General features: G+C 63.3%; 18 protein-coding genes. 7 read left to right on the top strand and 11 right to left on the bottom strand.

Annotation, left to right across the window (positions count from 1 at the left end; translation table 11 throughout):
* Positions 1-234: 234 nt before the first annotated feature.
* Genes ACQR03_RS07075 through ACQR03_RS07065 form a run of 3 tightly spaced genes read right to left on the bottom strand, consistent with a single transcriptional unit; the run spans position 235 to position 4,036 of the window.
* The gene (locus ACQR03_RS07075) at positions 235-1,836 is read right to left on the bottom strand and encodes a sensor histidine kinase (protein WP_316202372.1); all 1,602 of its coding nucleotides are present in this window, start codon (positions 1,834-1,836) and stop codon (positions 235-237) included.
* Entirely contained in the window at positions 1,833-2,534 is a 702-nt protein-coding gene (locus ACQR03_RS07070) for a response regulator transcription factor (protein WP_316202371.1), read from the bottom strand. Before ACQR03_RS07070 ends, ACQR03_RS07075 begins: the two co-directional genes overlap by 4 nt.
* A 23-nt stretch (positions 2,535-2,557) precedes the next feature.
* Positions 2,558-4,036: a DUF4153 domain-containing protein gene (locus tag ACQR03_RS07065; protein WP_316202370.1), complete on the bottom strand. Its 1,479-nt coding sequence runs from the start codon at positions 4,034-4,036 to the stop codon at positions 2,558-2,560.
* 214 nt (positions 4,037-4,250) lie between these two features.
* On the opposite strand from ACQR03_RS07065, the gene ACQR03_RS07060 reads away from it, so the two are divergent.
* Positions 4,251-5,618, top strand: coding sequence for a glycoside hydrolase family 3 N-terminal domain-containing protein (locus ACQR03_RS07060; protein WP_316170200.1), 1,368 nt, complete (start codon positions 4,251-4,253; stop codon positions 5,616-5,618).
* A gap of 14 nt (positions 5,619-5,632) precedes the next feature.
* On the opposite strand, the gene ACQR03_RS07055 is transcribed toward ACQR03_RS07060, so the two are convergent.
* The 3 genes from ACQR03_RS07055 to ACQR03_RS07045 form a co-directional block, all read right to left on the bottom strand.
* Entirely contained in the window at positions 5,633-5,920 is a 288-nt protein-coding gene (locus ACQR03_RS07055; RefSeq protein WP_315711818.1) for a hypothetical protein, read from the bottom strand.
* A 130-nt stretch (positions 5,921-6,050) separates the two neighbouring features.
* Positions 6,051-6,242, bottom strand: coding sequence for a DUF3072 domain-containing protein (locus ACQR03_RS07050; protein ID WP_316175373.1), 192 nt, complete (start codon positions 6,240-6,242; stop codon positions 6,051-6,053).
* Positions 6,243-6,682: 440 nt separating this feature from the next.
* Positions 6,683-7,216 (bottom strand): hypothetical protein, encoded by a 534-nt coding sequence (locus ACQR03_RS07045; RefSeq protein WP_434841144.1) that lies wholly within the window; start codon positions 7,214-7,216, stop codon positions 6,683-6,685.
* Between ACQR03_RS07045 and ACQR03_RS07040 the strand changes: the two genes are divergently transcribed.
* Together ACQR03_RS07040 and ACQR03_RS07035 are read left to right on the top strand one after the other, a co-directional pair.
* Positions 7,206-7,766: a type 1 glutamine amidotransferase domain-containing protein gene (locus ACQR03_RS07040; protein WP_315711823.1), complete on the top strand. Its 561-nt coding sequence runs from the start codon at positions 7,206-7,208 to the stop codon at positions 7,764-7,766. The genes ACQR03_RS07045 and ACQR03_RS07040 overlap by 11 nt on opposite strands.
* Before the next feature lie 285 nt (positions 7,767-8,051).
* Positions 8,052-10,334: an FdhF/YdeP family oxidoreductase gene (locus tag ACQR03_RS07035; RefSeq protein ID WP_315711825.1), complete on the top strand. Its 2,283-nt coding sequence runs from the start codon at positions 8,052-8,054 to the stop codon at positions 10,332-10,334.
* 14 nt (positions 10,335-10,348) lie between these two features.
* Here the strand turns inward: ACQR03_RS07035 and ACQR03_RS07030 are convergent, their stop codons facing one another.
* Positions 10,349-11,842, bottom strand: a complete 1,494-nt coding sequence (locus tag ACQR03_RS07030; RefSeq protein WP_315712612.1) for an HWE histidine kinase domain-containing protein — start codon at positions 11,840-11,842, stop codon at positions 10,349-10,351.
* A 13-nt stretch (positions 11,843-11,855) separates the two neighbouring features.
* Complete coding sequence (locus ACQR03_RS07025; RefSeq protein ID WP_434841211.1) at positions 11,856-18,116, bottom strand: HAMP domain-containing protein; 6,261 nt, start codon at positions 18,114-18,116, stop codon at positions 11,856-11,858.
* A 684-nt stretch (positions 18,117-18,800) separates the two neighbouring features.
* Between ACQR03_RS07025 and ACQR03_RS07020 the strand changes: the two genes are divergently transcribed.
* Positions 18,801-18,992 (top strand): hypothetical protein, encoded by a 192-nt coding sequence (locus ACQR03_RS07020; RefSeq protein ID WP_315711826.1) that lies wholly within the window; start codon positions 18,801-18,803, stop codon positions 18,990-18,992.
* Between the two features lie 171 nt (positions 18,993-19,163).
* Here the strand turns inward: ACQR03_RS07020 and ACQR03_RS07015 are convergent, their stop codons facing one another.
* A complete protein-coding gene (locus ACQR03_RS07015; RefSeq protein WP_434841143.1) occupies positions 19,164-20,177 on the bottom strand; it encodes an SDR family oxidoreductase in 1,014 nt (337 codons plus the stop codon).
* Between the two features lie 467 nt (positions 20,178-20,644).
* Here ACQR03_RS07015 and ACQR03_RS07010 point away from each other — a divergent pair, with 467 nt between their 5' ends.
* A complete protein-coding gene (locus ACQR03_RS07010) occupies positions 20,645-21,013 on the top strand; it encodes a PRC-barrel domain-containing protein (protein WP_315738064.1) in 369 nt (122 codons plus the stop codon).
* Between the two features lie 84 nt (positions 21,014-21,097).
* Here the strand turns inward: ACQR03_RS07010 and ACQR03_RS07005 are convergent, their stop codons facing one another.
* The gene (locus tag ACQR03_RS07005) at positions 21,098-21,373 is read right to left on the bottom strand and encodes a hypothetical protein (RefSeq protein ID WP_315712614.1); all 276 of its coding nucleotides are present in this window, start codon (positions 21,371-21,373) and stop codon (positions 21,098-21,100) included.
* Between the two features lie 266 nt (positions 21,374-21,639).
* A complete protein-coding gene (locus ACQR03_RS07000; protein WP_315738062.1) occupies positions 21,640-21,795 on the bottom strand; it encodes a hypothetical protein in 156 nt (51 codons plus the stop codon).
* 1,138 nt (positions 21,796-22,933) lie between these two features.
* Here ACQR03_RS07000 and ACQR03_RS06995 point away from each other — a divergent pair.
* Both ACQR03_RS06995 and ACQR03_RS06990 read left to right on the top strand, forming a co-directional pair.
* Entirely contained in the window at positions 22,934-24,970 is a 2,037-nt protein-coding gene (locus tag ACQR03_RS06995; protein WP_316194200.1) for an acyltransferase family protein, read from the top strand.
* Between the two features lie 147 nt (positions 24,971-25,117).
* Positions 25,118-25,591, top strand: a complete 474-nt coding sequence (locus ACQR03_RS06990; protein ID WP_434841142.1) for a hypothetical protein — start codon at positions 25,118-25,120, stop codon at positions 25,589-25,591.
* The last annotated feature ends 80 nt before the right edge of the window (positions 25,592-25,671 follow it).

Here is a 25,671-nt window from a genome sequence, read left to right as displayed (position 1 = left end):
AGACTAACGCGGATCGCGGGTCCAAGTCATTTGCGAATTGCGATGCAGATGTGCGGCATTCTCGGGCGCCCCATGCAGCCGGCGGCACCGTGGCATAGATTGCTCGTATACGAACGAATGGGAGAAGGTCCTCGCCGGCAAGGACCTGAATGAGGTGGGGATTGCCGGCTGTCACGGAGCGGCCGGAGGCAACTTTGACGTGGCGCCAATAGATCGCGCTATCTCAGATCGACGTCAGGGGATACCTTCGATCGGCAGCCGCAGCTCGAACGCAACACCGTTGTCGCCCGGCCGCAGAGAGATCTCGCCGCCATGGCTTGCCATGATGGCGCGCACGATCGATAGCCCCATACCGGTACCGCCGCTGTCGCGCCGGGTCGTGAAGAAGGCATCGAAGATGCGGTCGCGGTTCTCCGGTGAGATCGGATCGCCGTCATTGCTGGCGATGACGATCAGCATCTCCTTGCTCTCCTCGGCCTCGAGGCGGATGCGCCGGGCGCCATGCCGGACGGCGTTGTCGACGAGATGCGTGAGCACGATCAGCACGGTCTCGTTCGGGAGCGTGGTGCGGCGCTCGACCGGGCCGGTCGTCTCGATGACGGTCGACGGGAAACGCACTCGCAGCGTGCCGACGGCCTCGGCTATGGTACCGGCCTCGACCGTCGAGACCGTCTCCGCCCGTGCCAGCTCGCGCAAGCGCTGGGCCAGCGCTGCGAGGCGGTCGGCGTCGCCAAGGATGTTGGTGAGGAATTTCTCCTGCTCGGCGCGTGTCAAGGTCTCGGAAGGGCTGGCCAGAGAGTCGAGCAGCAGCTCGGCTGCGCCCTTGATTGAGGTCAGCGGCGACTTGAGTTCGTGCGTCAGATGCGCGGAAAAGCTCCTGATGTAGTTGGAGCGTTGCGCCAGTTGCTCGGCCATGGCGAAGAAGTGCTCGGCGAGCTCCGCGAAGTCGCGGGTGCCGTAATGGGCGAGCGGACGGAAACCGGCGGGATCGTTGCGTCCGATCCTGCCGGCGCGATCGACCAGCTCGCGCATCGGCCGTGTGATCGTCCGCGCCACGATGAGGCCGACCAGCAGCGTCATGAGGACAATGGTGGAGCCGGCGGCGATGAACTTGCCGCGCTCCTGATAGAGATGCTCGAAGATGTTGCGGGGCGTGCGCGAGGTATAGATGACCCCGGCGACGTGATCATCGACGATCACGGGCATGGCCGAGAACACATGGACGCCGACGCCGCGGCTGATCGAATAGATCGGTGGCGGGGCCTTGTCCGGAATGCGAATGCGGAGCGCGGCGCTGTAGCGTCCCTTCAGGGCGGCGGCCACCTCGTCGATATGAGCGAGTGATTTGCCCATTTCGTCGCGGCCGGCGATCACGACCCCTTGAGGATCGAGCACGCGAAACCCGGCCAAGGTGACCTTCTGCGTCTCCCTGACGATCGGCAGGAGCCGCGCGCCGATCGCGACGTAGGCCGGATCCGCAGGATGGGCCGCGTCGCGGGCGTCGGGGCGGCGGACGAACAGATCGTTGGCCAGGAGATCGAGCAGGGGGCGAATGGGCGTCACCTCGTCGGACGCATCCGGACGCGACTCGGGCGGGATCTCGGCGCCGAGCGGAAGGCCAGCGGCAAGGCGCGCGGAAACCTCCTCGGCAAAGACCGCCGCGAGGACACGGCTCTGCGCGATCAGCTCCGCCTGTGTCTGGCGGATCAGCTGGTTGTCATAGATGCGAAAGAAGAACAGCCCGACGAGCGGCAAGGTGCCGACCAGCGCCAGCACGCCAAAGACGATCTGTCCCAGCGACGGCCGCCATTTTGCCTTGGGCTTGGGCGCGATCATGGGGTGCCGCAGCGGCCGAGCCGGAAGCCCACGCCATGGACCGTCTCGATCGCGTCCTCGCAATGCGCGGCTGCGAGCTTCGCTCTGATGTTGCGGATGTGGCTGTCGATCGTTCGGTCGGAGACCTGAATGTTGAGCTGATAGGCGGCGGCCATGATCTGCTCGCGGCTGAACACGACCGCAGGACGCGTCATCAGCGTGCGCAGGATGCTGAACTCCAGCGCGGTGAGCGTCAGCGGCATGTCATCGAAACGGGCCAGGTGCTGCTGCGGGTCGAGCCGGAGCCGGCCATGGACGAGCTTCTCCGGCTCGGCCGAGCGATCACCTCCGCCGTTCGCGACCCGGCGGAGAATGACGTTGACGCGGGCAACCAGCTCGCGCGGACTGAACGGCTTTGTCACGTAGTCGTCGCCGCCGATCTCGAGCCCGAGAATGCGGTCGATCTCCTCGTCGCGGGCCGACAGGAACAGGATCGGCACTTGCGAGGTCCGGCGAATGCGCCGGCAGACCTCGAGGCCGTCGAACTCCGGCATGCCGACGTCGAGCACGATCAGGTCCGGACGGTCTTCGGTGACCCTGGTCAGCGCAGCGCGGCCGTCGGCGGCTTCCCTCACCGCCATGCCGGCCTTGCTCAAGGCCACGCGCAGGACTTCGCGGATATGCGGGTCATCGTCGACGATGAGGATTCGGGGAGACACGAGCTCTACTCCGCGGCGAGGCATCAGCTTGGTTTCTGCGACACAGGATGTGTATCGAGATAGCGCTGCAGGCGCCAGCCGCGAAAACTCCAGGATCGCCAGGACGCCATGCTGCTTTCCTGTTGCTCAAGGAGCCGATCACGGTCGCTGGCCAGCCCTCGGTCCGTCGGTCGCAACAGCATCGCCCGCTCGATGGCCGGCAGTGCCTCGGGTCCGAGCCAGACGAGATAGGAGCCGTCGATGAGAGGGCCGCTCTGTCCCGCCTCACGACTATGGGAGACATTGAAGTCTGCGATCGGCCGGTCGAAATTGATCAGCGCACAGCCGTAGATGGTCGCCGAGAGCACCAGCAGGTTCATACGGATGAGCCATGCGTTGGACTTGTCGAGAGCGATCCTGAGCACGATGAGGATCAGGCCGATCGCGACCAGGATCATCCATATCAGGGCCGCGATTCGCCAATAGGTCAGAGCATAAGTCTCGATATACATGTGAAGCCGTTGAATCGAGGACACGACCAGCATCACGTTCTGAGCCACCCAGAGATAGACCAGCGGCCGGACCAGTCGCGACTCGTTTGCCGTGGTCTCGGAGCGGACGGCGACGATGACGAAGGCAGCCGCGAGCAGCGCCGTGACGATCAAGGGGTAGGCGCCTCGGTGCGCATAGGTCGCATAGGTCATGCCGTCCGGAAGCGCAGCATGTCCCCACAGATATGCGCCGTCGAGCGCCGTCTGGAGGGCAAACAGGATGTTGAACAGGATCAGCGCCCGGATCACGGTTTCAGGGCCGAGCACGGTCGTCAGGATTGACGGCTGATCGGGCTCGCTTTCGATCGGCGGGCTCGAGGTCGTGGTCCGCTCGCGCCAGCGAAGGTTGACGAATGGCCAGACCATGGACAACGTCACGAGCCAGAAGATCGCGTGCCCCATCGTGAGTTGGGAGGCGACGCGCTCGGGACTGAGGACGGCGAACCACCGCTCAATGACCGGATTGGCTGCTGCGAACAGAGCCAAGAACACGCAGCCGAGTGCCAGCGGAATGCTCCAGACAACGAGAGTTCGCGTGATCATGTTCGCGCGCAGCGTCACGATCGCATCAGGTATCAGTCGAAACGGCCCGATCAGGAGCAACTGCCGCGCGGCGGTCAGCGGAAGCCGGAAGCCGCGCGCGGATCGGTTGGTCGCCAGCGTGATAGCCGACAGCGTCGTGAGCAGCAGGACAGGAAAAGAAAGCAGGTTCAGCTCCTCGATGGCGGGAGCCAGGCCGGCAACGAAGAGAACTGCAGCTCCGACCAGACGGTTTCGATCGGTCTTGGCAAGATTGGCGAGAATGCTCGCTGCGGCGAGCGCGGCGAAAAACAGCGGGAATGCCAGGCCGATCGGCCGGCCGTTGTAGAGCAGCGTGTCGGCGAGGCCGACGAGACCGGCAGTGATGGCGAATTTGAGCCACATCGAATCGGGCGCGACGGGCGCAGCCGTCGGCTCGGCGAGAGTCGTCATGGAAGAATCCTTGGTTTGGGTCATCGTTCGGGCCGGGAGGCACAAGCCGATGAGCCAAGCATGACGCCTGCCCATGCAGCAGCTCACGAGGGGATCTGCAGCATTTCAGGATTTGTTTGCAGATTTCGTGCAGACGCGATTCCACATCTGGCGCAGGGAAAACGTGATTGTTACGGCAATGGCCGTCTTTCCCCTCGGATGATCGGCTGCACACATGCTCGGACGTATCAGGACCGCGGTTCTCTGGATCCTTGCTCTGCTCTTCATTTTCGTCACGCTGAACAGCAACGAGCCCTATCTGGTTCGGCTGCGGGGCAGCGGCCACGCAGCCCTGCTCCTCATCGGGCTTGCCGTTCCGCTGCTGCTGATGCTCGGCGGTCGGTGGCGGCGGGGGCCCGCCGGACGCGCTCTGGTCGTAGCATGGTGCGTTCCGCTGATCATGCTGACGTCGACGCAGTTCATGTTTGCCTGGCGCAAGTACGAGACGTTCCGGACGCCCCCCGACGTGGCGCATCTGCTCGGCCGGCATTTCATCGTCGGTTACACGGCCGTCGATGACGCAGCCGCGTTGGCCCGGCAGGGGTTGATCGCGGGCGTCTATGTGACACACCACAACATCCGCGGCCGGACCGAGCCTCAGCTGCGCGCCGAGATGGCGCGATTGCAGGACGCGCGCCGGAGTGCCGGGCTGCCGCCTCTGCTGGTTGCGGCGGATCAGGAGGGAGGCGCCGTCGCACACCTGTCTCCGACCCTGCCGAACATGCCCGGCCTCGCAACGCTGGCCGATCTGCCGGCCTCGCGGCGCGCGCAGGATGCGTTCGCGATGGGGCGCGCCCAGGGTGAGGCTCTCGCGGCTGCCGGCATCACCTTCAATTTGGCTCCGGTCGTCGACCTTCGCCCGAGCTGGACACGCAACCGACTGGACTTTCACACCTTGATCGGCCGCCGCGCGATCTCCAACGATCCCGCGGTGGTTGGCGACATTGCGCTCGGTTACGTCCGTGGCCTGGAAGCAAGCGGTGTCCGCGCGGCCGTCAAGCATTTCCCTGGTCTGGGGCGCGTCGCAGCCGATACGCATCATTTCTCGGCACAGCTCGGCACGCCGGCAGATGTCTTGGAACGGTCGGATTGGCGGCCGTTCCGACAGGTGCTGCAGGGCTCGCACGCGGCAATGATGGTCGGTCACGTGACGGTCGATGCGATCGATCCAGAGCGGCCTGCCTCACATTCCAAAGCCGTGCTCGAGGGACTCATTCGCGGCCGCTGGAACTATCCGGGCGTGATCGTGACGGATGATATCGTGATGGGGGCGATCTACGGCCGCGATCTCTGCAAAGCTGTCGTGGAGGCTCTCAACGGCGGCGCCGATCTGTTGCTGGTGGCCTATGACGGCACCCAGTTCCACCGCGCGCTCGCCTGCGCCAAGGAGGCTCTGGCGGAAGGACGCATCGACCTCGATGCAATCAGCAGGAGCGATGAGCGACTGAAGCGCTGGGCGCCGACGGTTGGCAAATCACAGCCGTCGAATGTGTCTACGGTTATGCAACAGCCTGGAGGCGTGCATCAGAAGATCGTGGACTGAATGGCAGCGAGCCCTCAGCGCGGGCCATTGCCGGTCCAGTTGCGCCAAGCGACATTCGAGAGGCTTCGCAGGTCGGTCGCCAGCGGGCGTCGCGTCTGCTTGTCGTGCTGAGCGATGAGGTGCTCGGATTCGCGGATCTTGACCTGGAGTTCCGCAACCTGCCGCTTGGTCTGTTCAAGCGCCTTCGCATCGGCGCTCTCGCCCACCGTGAACCGCGCCGTCTCGATCTGTTTCAAGGTCGCGCGATTCTTTTTGAGCTGGGCGCGATGCCAGGCAACCTTGCTGTCACTGTCCGCAACCATGGTGGACTCCCGCGAAATGCCGCGGAGACTAAACGACCGATTTCTGATTCGCGACAGCTTCGGACCGGCATCGCCAACATTGGAATACCGATCTGCCGACCCATCGTCCTGGTGAGTCGAATATGCCGGTTCAATCCAACCCTGCGGCGCGTCTCATCTCATCAATCAGTTCGAACGCTTCAGCCTTCGTCATCTCCGCTCGCGTGGGATCGGATCGGCCAGCCTGCTCGCTGAGCGTTCTCAAGTAGGAAGCTTGGGTATCCGTCATCGGATCGGCTCCGGACACCCAGTCCTCGGGATCTTTCTGCAGCTGTTCGGCCATGGGGATCTCCCGTTGTTGCCCGGCTTCAACGGGAAAGCTTGCAAAGTGTTCCTATTTTGTTCTATTGCGCGATCCTACTCTTGCTCGGGTGCTTCATGCGCGATCTATGTGTGGTTCGAGCCGAAATCGACCGTATGCGTCTCCGGGTCGGGCGGCAGCGCCGTGAAATCGTGCAGCTACGGCGAGCTCGGGCCTCGACGGCGGCCGCCGAAGTGCTTTTGCACCACATGCTGGAGACGCTTGACCGGCTGCGGCAACAGCGAGAGCGGCTCAAGCTGGAGGAAGCGAGCCGACTGCCTCGCAAGCAGCGCGGCGCCCGGCGCGCATGAGACGCTGGCGGTAAGGCCGAGTGATCCGCCGCTCGTCCGTAGTCCGATGATCAGGCCTGGAACCGACATGGCCGACGATCACCTGAGCCGCAAAGGCCAACCTGCGCCGGGTCATGAGGACGTCCGCATCTTCAATTTGGCCGGTGAGGAGAAAGATTGGTCGGTAGTCCGGCTCCCTCGATCAGCATCGGGCGTGTGAGCTTCGGGCAATACGATGTCCGGCGGCGCGGCGGTAAGCTCTTCCGGTGTGGCCTCGCATGATTTGATCTCGAAATTGTTGTCGAGGATTTTCTCGCCATGCGTGCCGAGCGTGATGAGATCGGCCTGTTCCGCGGCCTCCCAGACCTCGCGCTCGGTGCGAAACGGGCGGGTCATCTGTTCGTCATTCTCAAACAATGCGTAGGGCACGAGCGCCTCCAGATTGCGATCCGCCGATGCAGCGATGCCGTGCCGCTCGACGCCGCCCATCCATTCAAGGCAGGGACGTCCAAACAAACGGCGCCATAGGCAGGCTGGTTCCACCCAGGCGAGCGCTGACTCGATCGACCAGTTGTGACGATCCGCCCGGCCTGCCAGGCGGAACATGGAGACCAGCGCGAGGTTGCCGGCGGTGTCGAATGGCCAGGAGAGTCCAATGGATATCAAGGGAAAGAAGATCGCGATCCTCGCAACCAACGGGTTCGAGCAATCCGAGCTCGAAGTGCCGCGCGATCGGCTCAAGCAGGCGGGCGCGACCGTCGAGATCATCTCGCTCGCGCCGGGCGAGATCAAGGGCTGGGATGAGAAGGACTGGGGACGGACCGTCAAGGTCGACAAGACGTTGGACCAGGCGTCTGCTTCGGACTACGACGCCGTCGTGCTGCCGGGCGGTCAGATCAATCCGGATCTGCTGCGGCTCGAGCCGAAGGCGCTGCGGTTCATCAAGGAGATCTTTGAAGCCAAGAAGATCGTTGCGGCGGTCTGTCATGCGCCGTGGCTCCTGATCGAGACCGGAATTGCCAAGGGGCGAAAGATGACGTCCTACAAATCGATCAAGACGGACGTTGCCAATGCCGGCGCGCATTGGCAGGACGCGGAGGTCGTGGTCGATCAGGGCGTGATCACTTCGCGCAATCCCGGAGATCTGGAAGCCTTCAGCGCCAAGATCATCGAAGAGGTCAAGGAAGGCCGCCATCTCAAGCGCAGCGCGGCTTGATGCTGAGATCGGAAGCCGGGAGAAAACCCGGCTACCTCAGTGGGACGGGCCCAGCGCCCGAGGGGTCGAACGCTGGGCCGCAGTCCACACGGAGTGCCTCCAGCGAGATGGGGGAACGCCGCCAGAGGCATGGAAATGACTCGCGGCGGGCCGGGTCGTTCCCAATTCCTAGCGCGGACCTTCGCCCGCGGGACTTCGACGATAGCCTCGCAACGTTCAGTGAGGAATCGGAACTTCGCTGCTCATCCCGGGTTTGCCGCTTTTGAACAGGCCGCGGAGAGCGTCGTGAGCGAGAAAGCAAAAATCCAGGACTACAGGGCTCCGGCCGGCGGATGGGGTTCGGTGCACGCGGTCGCCAGCATCCTGACGCAGGAGGAGGTGACCCTGCTTGGCAGCGAGATCCTGTTGAAACAGAACAAGCCAGGCGGCTTCATGTGCGTCAGCTGCTCCTGGGCCAAGCCGGCAAAGCCGCACCCGTTCGAATTCTGCGAGAATGGCGCCAAGGCGACCGCGTGGGAAATCACCGGCAAGACAGTCGGACCGGAGTTCTTTGCTCGGCACAGTCTGACAGAATTGCGATCCTGGTCGGATCATCAGCTCGAAGAGCAGGGGCGTCTTGCTCATCCGATGCGCTATGACGCTGCGGCGGATCGCTATGTTGCCGTGAGCTGGGACGAGGCCCTTCGCGACATCGGGGCGGAGTTGAACAGGCTCGATCCACGCTCGGTCGTCATGTACACGTCGGGCCGGGCCTCGCTCGAGACGAGCTACATGTATCAGCTTTTCGGCCGCATGTACGGCACCAACAATTTTCCCGACAGCTCCAACATGTGCCACGAATCCACATCAGTTGCTCTGCCGGAGGTGATTGGCGTCCCCGTCGGTACGGTGCTCCTTGAGGATTTCGACAAGGCGGATTGCTTCTTCTTCTTCGGCCAGAACACGACCACCAACTCGCCGCGCATGCTGCATCCGTTGCAGAAGGCGGCACAACGCGGCGTGCCCATCATCACGTTCAATCCGCTGCGGGAGCGTGGGCTGGAGCGCTTCACCAATCCGCAAAATCCCATTCAAATGGTGCTGACGGGGGGAACGCGGATCAGCACGCAGTATCATCAGCTGCGCATTGGCGGCGATGGTGCGGCACTACTCGGATTGTGCAAGGCCGTGATCGAGGCGGATGATGCCGCGGTCGCGACCAAGAGCCCGCCCGTGCTCGATGTCGCCTTCATCGAGCGGCACACGTCCGGCTTCGAAGCTTTCGCAACCTGCTGCCGGCAGGCGTCGTGGAGCGATATCGAACGCTCCTCCGGCCTCACGCGCGGCGCCATTCTGGAGGCTGCCAAGGTCTACGCAGGCTCGCACGCCGTGATCGCCAATTATGGGATGGGAATAACCCAGCATCGGCATGGCGTCGAAACCGCGAAGATGATTGTCAACCTGCTGCTGTTACGCGGCAACATCGGAAAGCCGGGGGCCGGCATCTCGCCGGTTCGTGGCCATTCCAACGTTCAGGGGCAACGCACCGTCGGCATCTCCGAGAAGACCAAGTTGGTGCCGCTCGACAAGCTTGCCGAGCTCTATTCGTTCGAGCCGCCGCGTTGGGACGGTCTCAGCACGGTCGATGCCTGCCAAGGCATCATCAAGGGGGACGTCAAGGGCTTCGTCAGTCTCGGCGGTAACTTCCTGCGCGCCGTCCCTGAACGCTCGCTGATGGAGCCGGCGTGGTCGAAGCTGCGGCTGTCGGTGCAGATCGCAACCAAGCTCAATCGCAGCCACATCGTCCCAGGCGAGGTGACCTATCTGCTGCCGTGCCTCGGCCGCATCGAAATCGACCGGCAGGCAGGCGGAGATCAGGCGGTCTCGATGGAGGACTCCACCACCTGCATTCACGGCTCGCGCGGGCAGCGCCAACCCGTCGCAGAGACCCTGTTGTCGGAACCAGCCATTGTCGCCGGTCTCGCCAAGGCCACCCTGAAGCCAAATCCGCGCGTCGATTGGGATGCCTGGGTGGGCGACTACGCGCGCGTCAGAGACGCGATCGAGCGGACCTATCCCGAGCAGTTCAAAGACTTCAACAAGCGCCTGTTTGAGCCCGGCGGCTTTCCGCGGCCGCTTGGTGCCCGCGAACGCAAATGGAAGACGCCGACCGGCAAGGCGAACTTCACCGTGCCCAAGGCGGCGCTCAATCCGCCGGAGGAAGGCAATGGCGTTTACCAGCTGATGACCTTGCGCGCCGACGGCCAGTTCAACACCACCATCTACAACGAGGACGACCGGTTTCGCGGCGTCACCGGTGGCCGTCAGATCGTCTTCATGAACGCGAGCGACATGGCTGATCTGGGCATCAAGCAGGGCGAGCCGGTTCGGCTCTCGACCGAGGCCGATGACGGCGTGGAGCGCTCGCTGGGCGGGCTCCAGGCAGTGGCGTTCGACATTCCGCGCTACAGCGTTGCGGCCTACTACCCCGAATGCAACGGATTGATTCCGCTATGGCACTACGCGGAAGGGAGCAAGGTGCCCGCCGCCAAGTCGATCCCGGTCCGGATCTCGCGCGACATGGCCTGAGCTATCCGGAGCGGTCAGCCAGCAGCCCGTTGTCGTGCGTCGCCCGGCGCCGCCGTTGCGCAAGGGCTCGTGATCTCCGGCGGGGTCGCGCCGGGGCGGAGCGGGACGACCAGCCGGCACACCAATCCCTCGGGACGCCAGTCGAACGAGGCGCGCCCACCGAGCTGGCTTTCCACACTGGCCATCAGGCTGCGCGTGCCGAAGCCGCGCGAGGTCGGCGCGCGCACCAAGGGACCGCCGGTTTCAATCCAGATCAGATCCAGGCGCTCATCCTCGATGCTCCATTTGACCGAGAGATGCCCGGAGCGGACCGACAGCGCGCCGTATTTGGCCGAGTTTGTCACCAGCTCGTGCAGCGCCAGCGCCAGCGTCTGCGCGGTCGCAGGCTCAAGCTGCAGATCGACGCCGTCAAAGGCGACTTGGCCGCCGGTTGCATAGGGCGCGAGCTCTTCGGCCACCAACCTACCTATTTTCGCACCTTCCCAGCTTGATAGCGAGAGGATGGTGTGAACGCGGGCCAGTGCGCTGATGCGCCCCTCTACCGCGTTGACATAGGTCTTCACGCTGTCGGCTTTGGTCAGGCGAACGATCGACTGAGCCAAGGTCAGCGCATTCTTGGCACGATGATCGACCTCGCGGGTCAGCAGGTTCTGGCGTTCCTCGGCGCGCTTGCGCTCGGTGATGTCGATCGTGACCCCGCTGACGCGGACCACGCGGCCGGTCCTGTCGGTGGTCGCCGCGGCCGTTCCCACGCACCACCGCTCTTCGCCATCGGGCCGGTGGATCCGGAACTCAGCCTCATACGACGTCGCGCCACGGCTGAATTCCGCGACCACCTGGCGGGCGCGCTCGGCATCCTCCCGGTGCAGCAGCGCCATGATGTTCACGGTGTTCAGCTCGAAGTTCTGCGGCGTGACGCCGAAGATGCGGTACTGCCCCTCGTCCCACATCCAGTCGCCATTGACACCGTCCCAGTCCCACGAGCCCATCCTGCCGGCCGCGATCGCCATGCTCCGACGCTGCTCGCTCTCGACGAGCTTTGCTGTCGATCGCTCAAGCTCGGCGGTGCGGGCCCGTACCCGGTCCTCCAGCTCAAGGTTCAGATGTTCCAGCTCGCGTGTCTTGCGATAGAGCTCGGCAAAAACCTTGATTTTGGCGCGCAGCACCTCCGGCACGACAGGAACCGGCACGTAGTCGACGGCGCCCATCTCATAGCCACGAAGGCGATCGAAGTCGCTCACCTGGATGGCGGAGATAAAGATGATCGCAATCTTCTGGAACCTCGGATGCTCACGGATCATTTGCGCCAGCTCGAAGCCGTCGAGCTCAGGCATGCAGACGTCGACGAGAATCACCGCGATCTCGTTCTTCAGCAGAATTTCGAGCGCCTCGCGACCAGACGTGGCGACTACGAGGTTTTCGCCGAGTTCCTTCAGGATGACCTCGTAGGCCAGCAGCTTCGCCGGCTGATCGTCGACCAAGAGGATGTTGACCTTCGCATGTTCCATCATGATGAGCCGTTCAGCGGTGCAGCCACATGCGGATCGCAAGAAGCAGCTGCTCGGTGTTGACGGGTTTTGCCAGATAATCGGAGGCGCCAGCTTCGAGACACTTTTCGCGGTCTCCCTTCATGGCTTTCGCGGTCAACGCGATGATGGGGAGCCGGACGAAGGCGGGGTTTTGCCTAATGACGCCGATCGTCTGATAACCATCCATCTGCGGCATCATGATGTCCATGAGGACGATCGCGATCGCGGGATTGCTCTGCACCAGGTCGATCGCTTCGCTGCCGGTGGTGGCCGTCAGCACTTTCATGCCGCGGCGTTCCAGCACACTGGAGAGAGCAAAGATGTTGCGGGCGTCGTCGTCGACCAGCAGCACCGTCTTGCCGATCAGATCCTCGTCGGAACTGTTCAGCTTCTCGAGCATGCGCTGCTTCTCGAGCGGCAGTTCCGTGATCACGCGGTGAAGGAACAACGACGTCTCGTCGAGCAGCCGCTCCGGCGATTCCACGCCCTTGACGACGATGCTCCGCGCCATCGTATGCAGTTCCGCATCCTCTTCGGCCGACAATTCCCGTCCGGTGAAGACGACCACCGGAACGCTCGACAAGAACTCGTCTGAGCGCAATTGATCGAGCACGTCGAACCCGCTCATGTCGGGCAGCCGCAGATCGAGAACCACGCAGTCGCACGGTGCGCTGCGCAGCATCTCGAGCGCCGCAGCTCCCGTATCCGCCGCGATGATCTCGATGTCGTCGTGATCCAACAGCTGGCGGATGCTGAGCTGCTCGGCCGCGTTGTCCTCCACGATCAGCAGCCGCTTGCGTCGCGGCTTCGCGTATTCCTTGATCTGCGACAGGGCCGCGCTGACGCCTTCCGTTGTCGTGGGCTTGCTGACGAAGGAGAAGGCCCCACGCGCCAAAGCGTGCTGGCGGTCTTCGTCGAGCGTGATGATCTGCACCGGGATGTGCCGCGTCAGCGGATTATGCTTGAGCTGGCTCAGAACGGTCCAGCCGAGCATGTCCGGCAGGAAGACGTCGAGAGAGATCGCGGCCGGTTGATACTGTTTGGCGAGATCCAGCGCCTCGGCGCCGCGGCTGGCGGTCAGGACCTTGAAGCCCCTGTCGCGCGCGAGGTCGATCAGGACGCGCGCGTAGTGTGGATCGTCCTCGACCACGAGCAGGATCGTATCGCCGGGTTCGAGATCGAGACGATCGTCCGGCGGGGGCTCGATACCGCGCTCTGGCGCGGCCGCTTGCTGTAGGGCTGGAGGTTGAACGTAGGGAACGGGCGATGCCGGACTGACGCGCGGCGCCGTTGCGGGACCTGAATATTTGAGCGGCAGATACAGCGTGAAGGTGCTGCCCTTGCCGGGGGCGCTCTTGAGGTGGATCTCGCCGCCCAGGAGGTTGGCGAGCTCGCGGCTGATCGCGAGCCCGAGACCAGTGCCACCATATTTGCGGCTCGTGCCGGCATCCGCCTGCTGGAACGCCTCGAAGATCAGCTTCTGCTTGTCTTGCGGAATGCCGATGCCGGTGTCCGAGACTTCGAACGCGATCACGGCCGGTGCCGTGTTGAGCACCGGATGTTCTGCGCTCCATCCGCCGAGCGCCGCAGACACCTTCAAGCGCACCCCTCCTTCGGCGGTGAACTTGAAGGCGTTCGAGAGCAGATTCTTCAGCACCTGCTGCAAGCGCTTGGAATCCGTGACGATGCTACGCGCAAGGTTCGGGTCGACGTCGATGTTGAAGGCGAGCAGGCGATTTTCCGCCTCGTGGCGGAACGGACGCCCCACGGTCTCCAGGAGGTTGGTGGTGAGGATCTCCTCGGCATCGACCGTCACGGTGCCGGACTCGATCTTCGAGAGATCGAGGATGTCGCTGATCAGATTGAGCAGATCGGTGCCGGCGCCATGGATGGTGCGGGCGAACTCGACCTGCTTGAGGGTGAGATTGCCGTCCGGATTCTCGGTCAGCTGCTGGCCGAGGATCAGGATACTGTTGAGCGGCGTGCGCAGCTCGTGCGACATGTTGGCGAGGAACTCGGACTTGTACTTGGACGTCAGCGCGAGCTCGGTCGCCTTTTCCTCGAGCGCGCGGCGGGCCTGCTCGATCTCCTGGTTCTTGCGCTCGACCTCGACGTTGCGCTCGGCGAGCTGTTGCGCCTTCTGCTCGAGCTGCTCGTTGGTCTGTTGCAGCTCGCGCTGCTGGGTCTGAAGCTCCGCGGCGAGCTGCTGCGACTGCTTCAGCAGTCCCTCGGTCTGCATCGTGGCTTCGATCGAATTGAGCACGATGCCGATGGAGTCGGTGAGCTGCTCGAGGAACGTCATCTGCGACGTCGTGAACGGACTGAGCGACGCCAGCTCGATCACCGCCTTGACCTGGTTCTCGAACAACACCGGCAGCACCACGAGGTTCTTAGGGACGGCGCGGAGCAGGGCGGAGCCCACGGGGATGACGTCGGATGGTATCTCCGAGACCAGCCGCTGGCGTTTGTCGATCGCGCATTGCCCGATCAGCCCCTCACCGAACTGGACGTGCGTCCGGTGAGGATAGATGCCGTCATCGGCGTATGAGGCGAGCAGGCGCAGCTGTGGCGCGGACTCGGTCTCGACCTGGTAGATCACACCGCGGTGAGCGTTCACCAGTGGCGTCAGCTCAGTCAGCAGCAGGCGGCCGACGGTGGTCAGGTCGCGCTGGCCCTGCAGCATGTTGGTGAACTTGGCGAGGTTCGTCTTGAGCCAGTCCTGCTCGGTGTTGAGGTCGGTGGTGAGCCTCAGATTGGTGATCATCGTATTGATGTTGTCTTTGAGCTCGGCCACCTCGCCGCGGGCATCGACCTGGATGGAGCGGGTGAGATCGCCCTTGGTCACGGCGGTCGCGACCTCGGCAATGGCGCGCACCTGGGACGTCAGGTTGGCCGCGAGCAGGTTGACGTTGCCGGTCAGGTCCTTCCACGTGCCGGCCGCGCCGGGCACGTTGGCCTGGCCGCCGAGCCGGCCCTCGACGCCGACCTCGCGGGCCACGCTCGTCACTTGGTCGGCGAAGGTCGCCAGCGTCTCCGTCATGTTGTTGATGGTGTCGGCGAGCGCTGCGACCTCGCCCTTCGATTTGACCGTGAGATTCTGCTTGAGATCGCCGTTGGCGACGGCGGTCACGACCTTGACGATGCCGCGGACCTGCTCGGTCAGGTTCGCGGCCATGAAGTTGACGGTATCGGTGAGGTCTTTCCAGGTGCCGGCAACGCCCGGCACCTGCGCCTGTCCGCCGAGCTTGCCTTCGGTGCCGACCTCGCGTGCCACGCGCGTCACCTCGCCGGCGAAGGCGTTGAGCTGATCGACCATGGTGTTGATGGTGTTCTTCAGCTCCAGGATCTCGCCCTTCACGTCGACGGTGATCTTGCGCGACAGGTCGCCGCGCGCCACTGCCGTGGTCACCTCGGCGATGTTGCGGACCTGCGTGGTCAGATTGGCCGCGAGCAGGTTGACGTTGTCGGTCAAATCCTTCCAGGTGCCGCCGACGCCGGGCACAACGGCCTGACCGCCCAACCGGCCCTCGGTGCCGACCTCGCGCGCGACCCGCGTCACTTCGGCCGCGAACGAGCGCAACTGCTCCACCATCGTGTTCAGGGTGTCCTTGAGCAGCAGGATCTCGCCGCGCACGTCGACCGTGATCTTCTTCGACAGGTCGCCCCCGGCGATCGCGGTCGCGACCTCGGCGATGTTGCGGACCTGCGCGGTCAGGTTCGAGGCCATGAAGTTGACGCTGTCGGTGAGGTCCTTCCAGGTACCTGCGACTTCGGGCACCTCGGCTTGGCCGCCCAGCTTGCCTTCGGTGCCGACCTCGCGTGCCACGCGCGTCACCTCCGATGCGAAGGCGTTGAGCTGATCGACCATGGTGTTGATGGTGTTCTTCAGCTCCAGGATCTCGCCCTTCACATCGACGGTGATCTTGCGCGACAGGTCGCCGCGCGCCACCGCCGTGGTCACCTCGGCGATGTTGCGGACCTGCGCCGTCAGATTGCCGGCCATCGAGTTGACGCTGTCGGTGAGATCCTTCCAGGTGCCGGCGACGCCGGGCACGTTGGCCTGGCCGCCGAGCCGGCCCTCGGTGCCGACCTCGCGGGCGACGCGCGTCACCTCGCCCGCGAAGCGGTTGAGCTGATCGACCATCGTGTTCAGCGTCTCTTTGAGACTCAGGATCTCGCCGCGCACGTCGACCGTGATCTTGCGCGACAGGTCGCCGCCGGCGATGGCCGTCGCCACCTCGGCGATGTTGCGCACCTGCGCCGTCAGATTGCCGGCCATCGAGTTGACGCTGTCGGTGAGGTCCTTCCATGTGCCGGCCACACCGGGCACCTCGGCCTGGCCGCCGAGCTTGCCGTCGGTGCCGACCTCGCGCGCCACGCGCGTCACCTCACCGGCGAAGGCGTTGAGCTGGTCGACCATCGTGTTCAGCGTCTCCTTCAGCTGAAGGATCTCGCCGGAGACGTTGACCGTGATCTTCTTCGACAGGTCGCCCTTGGCGACGGCGGTGGCGACCTCCGCGATGTTGCGGACCTGTCCGGTCAGGTTCGAGGCCATCGAGTTGACGCTGTCGGTCAGGTCCTTCCAGGTGCCCGCGACTCCGCGCACCATGGCCTGCCCGCCGAGCTTGCCCTCGGTGCCGACCTCGCGGGCGACGCGGGTCACCTCGCCGGCGAACGCGTTGAGCTGGTCGACCATCGTGTTGATGGTGTCCTTCAGCTCCAGGATCTCGCCGCGCACGTCGACGGTGATCTTCTTCGACAGGTCGCCGTTGGCGACGGCGGTCGTCACCTCGGCGATGTTGCGGACCTGCGCCGTCAGGTTCGACGCCATCGAGTTGACGCTCTCGGTGAGATCCTTCCAGGTGCCGGCAACGCCGAGCACGTTGGCTTGGCCGCCGAGCCGACCGTCGGTGCCCACCTCGCGCGCCACGCGCGTGACCTCGCCGGCGAACGCATTGAGCTGGTCGACCATCGTGTTCAGCGTCTCCTTCAATTGAAGGATCTCGCCGGAGACGTTGACCGTGATCTTCTTTGATAGATCGCCGCTGGCGATGGCGGTCGCGACGTCGGCGATGTTGCGGACCTGTGCCGTCAGGTTCGACGCCATGAAGTTCACGTTGTCGGTGAGATCCTTCCAGGTGCCGGCAACGCCCGGCACCTGCGCCTGGCCGCCGAGCTTGCCCTCGGTGCCGACCTCGCGCGCCACGCGCGTCACCTCGGATGCGAAGGCGTTGAGCTGGTCGACCATCGTGTTGATGGTGTCCTTCAGCTCCAGGATCTCACCGCGCACATCGACCGTGATCTTGCGTGACAGGTCACCGCGGGCGACCGCAGTGGTGACGTTGGCGATGTTGCGGACCTGAGCGGTGAGGTTGCCGCACATCGCGTTGACGGAGTCGGTGAGGTCCTTCCAGGTGCCGGCAACGCCGGGAACGATGGCCTGACCGCCGAGCTTGCCGTCGGTGCCGACCTCGCGGGCCACGCGCGTCACCTCCGACGCGAACGAGCGCAGCTGGTCGACCATCGTGTTGATCGCCTCCTTCAACTGCAGAATTTCACCACGCACGTCGACCGTGATCTTCTTCGACAGGTCGCCATTGGCAACCGCGATCGTCACCTCCGCGATATTGCGGACCTGGCCGGTGAGGTTGTTGGCCATCGAGTTGACGCTCTCGGTCAGGTCCTTCCAGACGCCCGTGACTTCGGGAACCTGGGCCTGTCCGCCGAGCTTGCCCTCGGTGCCGACCTCGCGCGCCACGCGGGTCACTTCGGACGTGAAGACGCTGAGCTGCTTGATCATCGTATTGACGATGGTCGCCGACTGCAGGAACTCGCCGCCCAGAGGCCGGCCATCGACATCCAGCTTCACGGTCTGCAGGAGGTCGCCTTGGGCCACGGCGGCGACCGCGCGAGTCACCTCGCGCGTGGGCCATAGAAGATCGTCGATCAACGTGTTGATCGAGCTCTCCATATCCGCCCAGGAGCCGCTGGCGATGCCGAACCGCACGCGCTGGCGCGTCTTTCCCTCGCGTCCCACGACCTGGCCGACGCGCTCGAGCTGCTGCGCCATCCGCTCGTTGGCTGCAATGATCTCGTTGAACGTGTCAGCGATTTTGCCGTCGATGCCGAGATAGTCGCCGCTCATGCGCACGGAGAAATCTCCGGAACGCATGGCCTGGAGGACGCGGAGCAGATCCTGGCTGGCATCGGCCGCCTCGACTCCGTTGCCGTGGCGACCGAACCCCTGGCGCATGGGCATCGCACCGGCAGCAGCATCATCGCTCATCAAGTTCCCCCAAGTCAGAATCGTCTACCATCAAGAATCTGAGACACTTATGACGGGCGGCATAGAAGCCGCGGCAACTAATCAAATCAAGTCGGGAGGCCGATTTCTCCGGCTGATGGAACCGGCATTTGCCGGCACAAATGGCTCAACTCCACTCCAGGCGGAACGTTCCAGAATTCTTTTTCTCTCTTGCGAGGATGAGCCATTCCTTTCCGGAACCAAGCCAGAGATTAGCCTTCGCTGGTCGTGCCGAGGGGTTACGAGAAGCACGATTCTCAACTCAGTGTCGTGGCCGCCTTCATGGTCGTCCACCGCCAAGTCCCGCGGCCCGGGAGCGACGGGCGATGCGCCCGCCAGTTCCGCAACGCTCCGACCGCAGCGCAGCAAGTAGCGGGTGCAGCGGGGACCTCGTTGTTCGGAGCGCGGGATGACAATGCAGTCCAGGGCTGCGCCGCGATCCCGAAGGGGAAGAGGTCAGAGAGTCAGCAAACCACGGCAGAGCGTTGTGATGCTCGGTCTCACGACCATCTTGCAACTTGGAACAGAACGTACTGCTCCCCGCTTTCGATAGAGAACTGCCGACAGTTCCATGATCATTAATATCGTGTAACACGATTGCATCGGCGCGCGGCGCCCACCAGCTAAATTTGTATGAAACAATCAGATCTTTTCAGAGAGAACGCGGACAACTGCCTCCAGCTTGCGGAGCGCACGCAGGAAGAGCCGGCCTTCCGGCGCTATCGGCGCATGGCCCAGGGCTGGAATGCGCTCGCCCTCCAGCAGGACTGGCTCGACGGCGAGATTGCGCCGCTCGGCGAGCCGAAGGCTGCGCGGCACGAGTAACCAATTAGAATGCAGGAGCGTCCGATGACCCCACGAACGATTCTCATTGCGCTACTGACTGCGTTCAGCTTGGCGTCGGCTGTCGCTGCGTTCACAACGATCCGTCAGGTGCATACGGAAGCGTATTCGCTTCCGCAGCCTGTCACCCGCATTTGAGCGAGGCGGGCGGCTTCAGGGCTGCCCGGACCCTCCCGAAGATCCATAGACCTGCCCGTTGGCGTAGCTCGCGTCCGCAGCGGCCAACTGGACGTAGATCGATCCAAGCTCCACCGGCTGGCCAGGACGACCGAGTGGAGTCTGACCACCAAATTTTTCGAGTTTCTCCATAGTGGCCCCGCCTGAGACCTGAAGGGGCGTCCAGATCGGCCCGGGAGCGACGGCATTCACGCGAATGCCCTTCGGCCCGAGCTGTTTGGCCAGGGACTTCACGTAGTTCATGGTCGCCGCCTTGGTCTGCGCGTAGTCATAGAGGTCGGGAGAGGGATCGTAGGCCTGCTCGGACGAAGTGCCGACGATGACCGATCCCGGCTTCAGATGGGGCTGGGCGGCCTTGATGATCCAGAACGGGGCATAGATATTGGTTTTCATCGTCGCGTCGAAATCTTCGGACGAGACATCCAGGATCGATTGGCGTGCCTGCTGCCGCGCGGCGTTGTTGACGACGATGTCGAGTCCGCCCAGCGCTTCGACGGCCTGTTGCACCAGCCGCCGGCAGAACTCCTCGTCGCGCAGATCGCCGGGGATGGCGACGGCCTTTCGCCCCTCGGCCTCGATCAATGCGATGACCTCCTGCGCATCCGGCTCCTCGGTCGGGTAGTAGTTGATCGCGACGTCGGCTCCTTCCCGCGCATAGGCGATGGCGGCCGCGCGTCCCATGCCGGAATCGCCTCCAGTGATCAGCGCCTTGCGCCTGGCGAGACGCCCGGAACCCTTGTAGCTGGTTTCACCGTGATCCGGCCGCGGCGACATCTTGCTCGCAAGACCCGGCCAGGGCTGCGACTGGTGTTCGAACGGCGGCTTCGGATATTTGTCCTTGGGGTCCATGAGCGGTTCGGGCGGGGTTGAATTTGCGGCCATCGTCTCGCGTCCTTTCGCTGTTGCCGAGGTCAGCGATGCGGCCGCAAGTGTTGCGGTGCCTCCGACCATCTCGCGGCGGGACATCGACGTTGTGCGATCGCCTGCCATGCGGTGTCTCCTCTCGAGGGACGTGGTCAACGGCCTGAGACCACCAACGTTTCATTTGGATCGCTGAAAGCACCGTGTCGCGCGCCAGATGCACTGGTCGGCTCCGCGGCCTGTTGGCTCAGGGAGGAACGAACAGGCGCGGCCCGCGTCGTTTTCGATCGAATCGGAGTGGCGTCGGCACTATCCAATCCGACGCCCTGCGTGGATTACCAACCAAGGAGAGCCATCCGATGGCGCAGCAAGGCCAAGGCATCGTGAGGACAGGACGCGGGGAGGATCTGCCCGCCGACAAGGAGCGTGCGCAGCAGGTTCATAGGACCACATCTGCGGATGCTCCATCCCGCGAGGCGACACGTCATCCCGAGCAGGACAGTAACCCGTCGGCGGGAGACTGAGAGCCCTTCAGGCCCTTGGGAACGGCCGGTGACGGCCGAATGTTATCGATCCATTAGCACCGGGAGGATCACATGACATCGATGCTCGATGAACGCGAATATGGCAACCTGATTGGAAGCGACAAGGTCGAAGGCACGGCCGTCTATGGCGCCGACGACACCAAGATCGGCACCATCGAACGCGTGATGATCGACAAGCTGAGCGGGCGGGTCTCGTATGCCGTCCTGGGCTTCGGCGGTTTCCTCGGGCTTGGCAATGATCACTACCCGTTGCCCTGGCAATCCCTGAAGTACGACACGCGACTCGGCGGCTACGTTACCGGCGTGACCGAAAACCAGCTGCGGGGCGCGCCGAAATATTCCGACGAGCGTGAGTGGGACTGGGGGGATGCCGGGGCGGGGCGCAAGGTCGACGACTATTACGGCGTCCAACTCGCTTAGGACCGCCGACCTCGTTCATTGCGCTGGCGAGGCTGCCGACGAACCTCGCGTATCGCGGCCTTGTCCGCGACCCCCGATGAAATCTCAGGCGGCCGGCGGCTGAGCGCCGTTTTCGGCCGCCGATCCAGCCATCATGCTGCGGCGGCTCGATAGCCAGATCGGAATCTCGCGGTAGCAGGTGCCTTTTTCATTCATCTCTGCGACCGTCCACCGGCTCGGATGCCGTTCCTTGCCGACGAAGACCCAGTCATCGGCGATGGGGGGCGGCTCATTCGGCCTTGTCCTCAGCCATGCCGAACGGGCTCCCTTCGGCAGGCGATCCTGCTTCATCTGATAGAGATCATATACTGGTGAACGCATGACGCTACTCGTCCTCAAGCAACCGCAATTCTCAACACCCTCAGCGTGTCGCGTCGTCGCGGCGGAATTGTGGGAGCGGCGCGGCCAGGCTGTGCAAAAGCACGATCAAGCCTGTGATTGACGGCATCTGCCATATTCTTCGCGTGGGGCGTAGCGCTTCGAAAAGGCGACGCGCGGGGCTGTTCAATAACCCCGCGAGTCGGGACCGACGCCGATCGCGTCCGGCAATGAAGAGTCGCCAGCCCGCGACCGGTTGACTGATCAAATCAGAAGAAGGCGTAGCTGAGATCGAGACCGTAGGTGGCGTGGAGGATGAAGCCAAACGCCGTGGCGCCGCAGAGCATCAGGATCGTGCGCAGCTTCTCGGAGTCGATACGGGTCTCTTCGAGATGGGTCGGGAGAGCCTTGATGAGTGTTGTCATTGTGGGACCTCTGTACGCGAAACGAAGACGGAGAGTGAGTTATGAAAAGTATATCCGAGGTTGTTAGATCCCGTTTCTGGGAGGTGGTTTTTGTAGAGTCCCAGAAGAGTTCTAATTGTGAAAGAGGAACCCAGCATCGTGCAGTTTTTGGGGCAAAGTTGCGGAAAGTAAATGATTAGTAAATTAAATCTGAGGTTGATATTAGTTGCGTGCAGTATTGTTGCACGTCTTGGCTGTTGAAAGAAGTTGCCAGGTTGCGGAGACGCGGCGCCGCACGTTTTTAAGCTTAATTCCTTCAGGGAGGCTGTTTGAGCGTGCTCAGCCTGTGCGGCCCGGTGCCGATGAGCACCGTCCGGGCCACGGCGCCAGTGCGGTTGCAAAAGCAACTCTAAGTATAGAGGCAGCTCACCTCGACCTCGGCCAATTTGTGGCGAGGTGTTAACGGCGATGGCGATGTCGCCACTCGCTCGCCGGGTTCTTTGGCATGACTGGTATCATGTGGGTGGTGACGACGGAAGCCGGTCGCCGAAATCTCGCTGGCGGGTGTGCTGATCATACAACAGCCCCACCATCATCGAGCGGGGATCGCACGGACGTCTCGTGTCGAGCCCAGTTGAGGCGCCAGCATGATGGGCAGTTCATGAATCATGATGGAGGAAGCGCGCGTGGCATGCCCGCCCTCGGTGATGAAGGCGCGTTGCTAGGCTTGAGCAAGAAGAGAAGGCCCAAGGTTGAGCAGTTACCGACACCCGAGCGGCCGTCGGGTCGAAGGCTGCGTTGGGCAGCGCGCGCGAGCGCGGCGCATGGATCTGGCTTGCTCGCAAGGTGGGCCTGGACGGATGCTGCGCGTTCTCGCTGCTCTGTCGAGCTCTCGATCACCGTCCCCATGTCGGTACCGGGATGTCGCGACCGATCGCCAATCCTGCCGATGCGAAGCGGATGACGCCGCAGGCGGAATGGGCGCCGGCCGTGCCCGCTATCCTCCAGCATCCCCGCGTGATGGGCTCCTGAGGCGGTGCGGCAATTCGGATACACCAACCAACAACGGTATTTCCGTGTGTTTCTGAACGTTGCAATTCATTTTGGAACATGTCAGCAGGTAATCTGTTAGGGCGAACGGCCCGCCCAGGCTACCAGCATGACGCGCACAAAGGTTTTGGAGTACCGGCCGGACATAGATTGGCTGCGCGCCGTCGCCGTGGTTTCGGTCATTGGATTTCATTACGAGCTGCCGGGCTTTGGCGGTGGGTTTGTCGGCGTCGACATCTTCTTCGTCATCTCCGGTTATGTGATCTCCCGGCTCATTTGGACGGGCATTCAATCCGATTCGTTTTCCTTCATTGAGTTCTACGAACGGAGGGCGAGGCGGCTGCTTCCGGCGCTCTATTTGATGATCGTCGTCACCGCGATGGTCGCGTGGTTCTTGGCGCCTCCAGGCGACTACCGAATGTTCTTCGGAAGCGCGATCTCCACGGTGCTGTTTTCGTCGAACGTCTTCTTCTGGTCGCAGACCGGCTATTTCGATCTACCAACGATCGGGAAGGTTCTCATCCACACCTGGTCATTGTCGGTGGAGGAGCAGTTCTACTTCCTGTTTCCGGTCGTGACTTGGCTCTGGAGCCGGCTGTTTCCCGATCCAACGTCGAAGCCGTCGCTCGGGCTGGTCATCCTCGGAACGATCGCGCTGTGTGTGCTCGACGAGCTTTGGATCAAGCAATCGCCCTCGACCGCCTTCTACATCGCCCCGCTGCGGGCCTGGGAGTTCCTGATCGGAAGCATTGCGTTTTTCCTGCATCGATGGTCGCCGGTTGGAAGCGTGACGCGCCTGGCCTTCGCGGCCGCGGGCATGGTCTCCATGCTGCTTGCCGTGGTCATCTTCCGCGCAGAGACCCGCTTCCCGGGATTGCACGCGCTGGTCCCCTGTGTCGGTGCTGCGGTCTACATCGTCGCGTTCAATCAGGAGAAGGGCAGACCCGGGCTGCCATTCAGTGAGCTCGGAGCATTCCTCGGCCGTTTGTCCTACTCGCTCTATCTTTGGCACTGGCCGGTTTTCGTCCTCGGCAGGGCCGCGCTGCCGCTGGATGTGGCGACCTCGGCGGCAGCTACGGTTGGACTCCTGCTGTGCTCGCTGCTGCTGGCCTATCTGTCCTACGTCATCGTCGAGCGGCCTGCGCGCGCACGAACGGTATGGGGTGGCGTGCGTGGCTCCCCGGTGATCGCGGGCATTGCCACCGTCATGGTCGCGGTCGGAGTTCACGGCGTCGCGCATGACGGCTACGCCGATCGCTTCCCGCAATCACAGGCACGAATGCTCCGGTACGATTCCCGGACGATGGAGCCGTTCTATCGTGCGCACAGCTGCTTCTTGCAGCCCGATGAGCCGGCATCGGCCTACGATTTCGAGGCGTGCCTGAAACCGGCTGCGAACAAGCGCAACATTCTGCTCGCCGGCGACAGCCTTGCCGCGCATTATGCCTGGGCGTTGCGCAGCTACCTGTCGTCCGATGCCTACCATCTTCTGCAGCTCACGTCAGGGGGCTGCCCGCCGTTCGTCGAGCTCAAGCTGAGCAGCTCGCGAAACTGTAACGACGTCAATCAGCTGCTGCGCGATCAGATCAAGGCGCACCGCTTTGACGCCATCATTCTTTCCGGCAATTGGCGCGCCTATCTCGAAACCTATGGCCGGCCTCCCGCACGGCGCGTCGACGGTTATTTGAACGCGCTGCTGGCGGTCGCTCAGGAAACGGGCGTTCCCGTCCTGCTGCTCGGTCCCTCGATCGAGTTTCCAGTTCCCTTGGCTTCGACGTTGTTCAACCATGAGCAGACGCACGTCCCGATCGGCAATTCGCTGGTGCCGAAAGATGCGTCGTTCGAGGCGGACGATCGTCTGAGAGAGATCGCCCGCGCGTATCCGCTCGTTCAATACGTTTCCATTCTCGACACGATTTGCAGCAAGAGGCGTTGTCCGCTGACGATTGACGCGGAAACCCCGATCGTCTGGGATACCATCCATTTCACCCCGGAAGGCTCGAGGTTCGTCGTCTCGCAACTCGCGCCGCAACTGGATGCCTTCCTGCGAAGGCTGGAGCAGCCCTCCGAGACCGGAACGAACGAGCTCATGGCTGGTGACGGTCCGGCGGCAACCCGGAACCTTGCCCCCTCCCGCGTTCAATGATGGAAGCGACCGAGCACGGGACCTCGGGAGCCATGAACTTCGGCGGGTGTCGTGCGTTCGCCTGCCGTTGATGTCGGACATTGCCTTCGGGCGGCCGCGAAAGTGATCCAACGTCATCGCGTTCTCAAGCCGTTCGGGACGACACACATGAATCCGATCATCAAGGCGATGGCAGTGCTTGCGTGCGCCGCCTGCTGGAGCACCGCCGCGACGGCCCAATCGGTTCGCTGGAACACCTATAGGATCCCGGAGACCGGCACATCGGTCGACATTCCGGTCTCGATCTTCAGCGACACGGCGGGCCAACCCGAGGGCTACGGCCAACGCTTCCAGACTGCCGACGGCCGCGCCAATCTGACCGTGCAGTCGGTATTGAATAACGCGCGGGAGTCACCTGCGCGGTTCCTTGCCAGGAAGAACCCTCCGCCGAATATTCAATACAAGCGCGTCACCTCGCGATTCTTCGCGGTGTCGAGCTACAAGGGCGACTATGTCTGGTACAATCGCTGCAACTTCGTTGGCGGCTACGTGCATTGCGTGCTGATCAACTACCCCCGGGTCTGGGAGCGCGCTTGGGACGGCATCGTCACCCGCATCAGCCTGTCGCTGAACCGAAGCTGAGGGGGGCGCTTAGCGAAGTCTTCGGCTGGCGGCTTTGATCCACCTCAATGATACCGTCGGGCTCCTCTGAATAAGCTTCG

Origin of the sequence: Bradyrhizobium sp. HKCCYLS3070 (assembly GCF_051167575.1) — a bacterium.
GTDB lineage: Bacteria > Pseudomonadota > Alphaproteobacteria > Rhizobiales > Xanthobacteraceae > Bradyrhizobium.
Note: the sequence above shows the minus strand (reverse complement) of the source record. Positions and strands in the feature narration are given on the sequence as shown.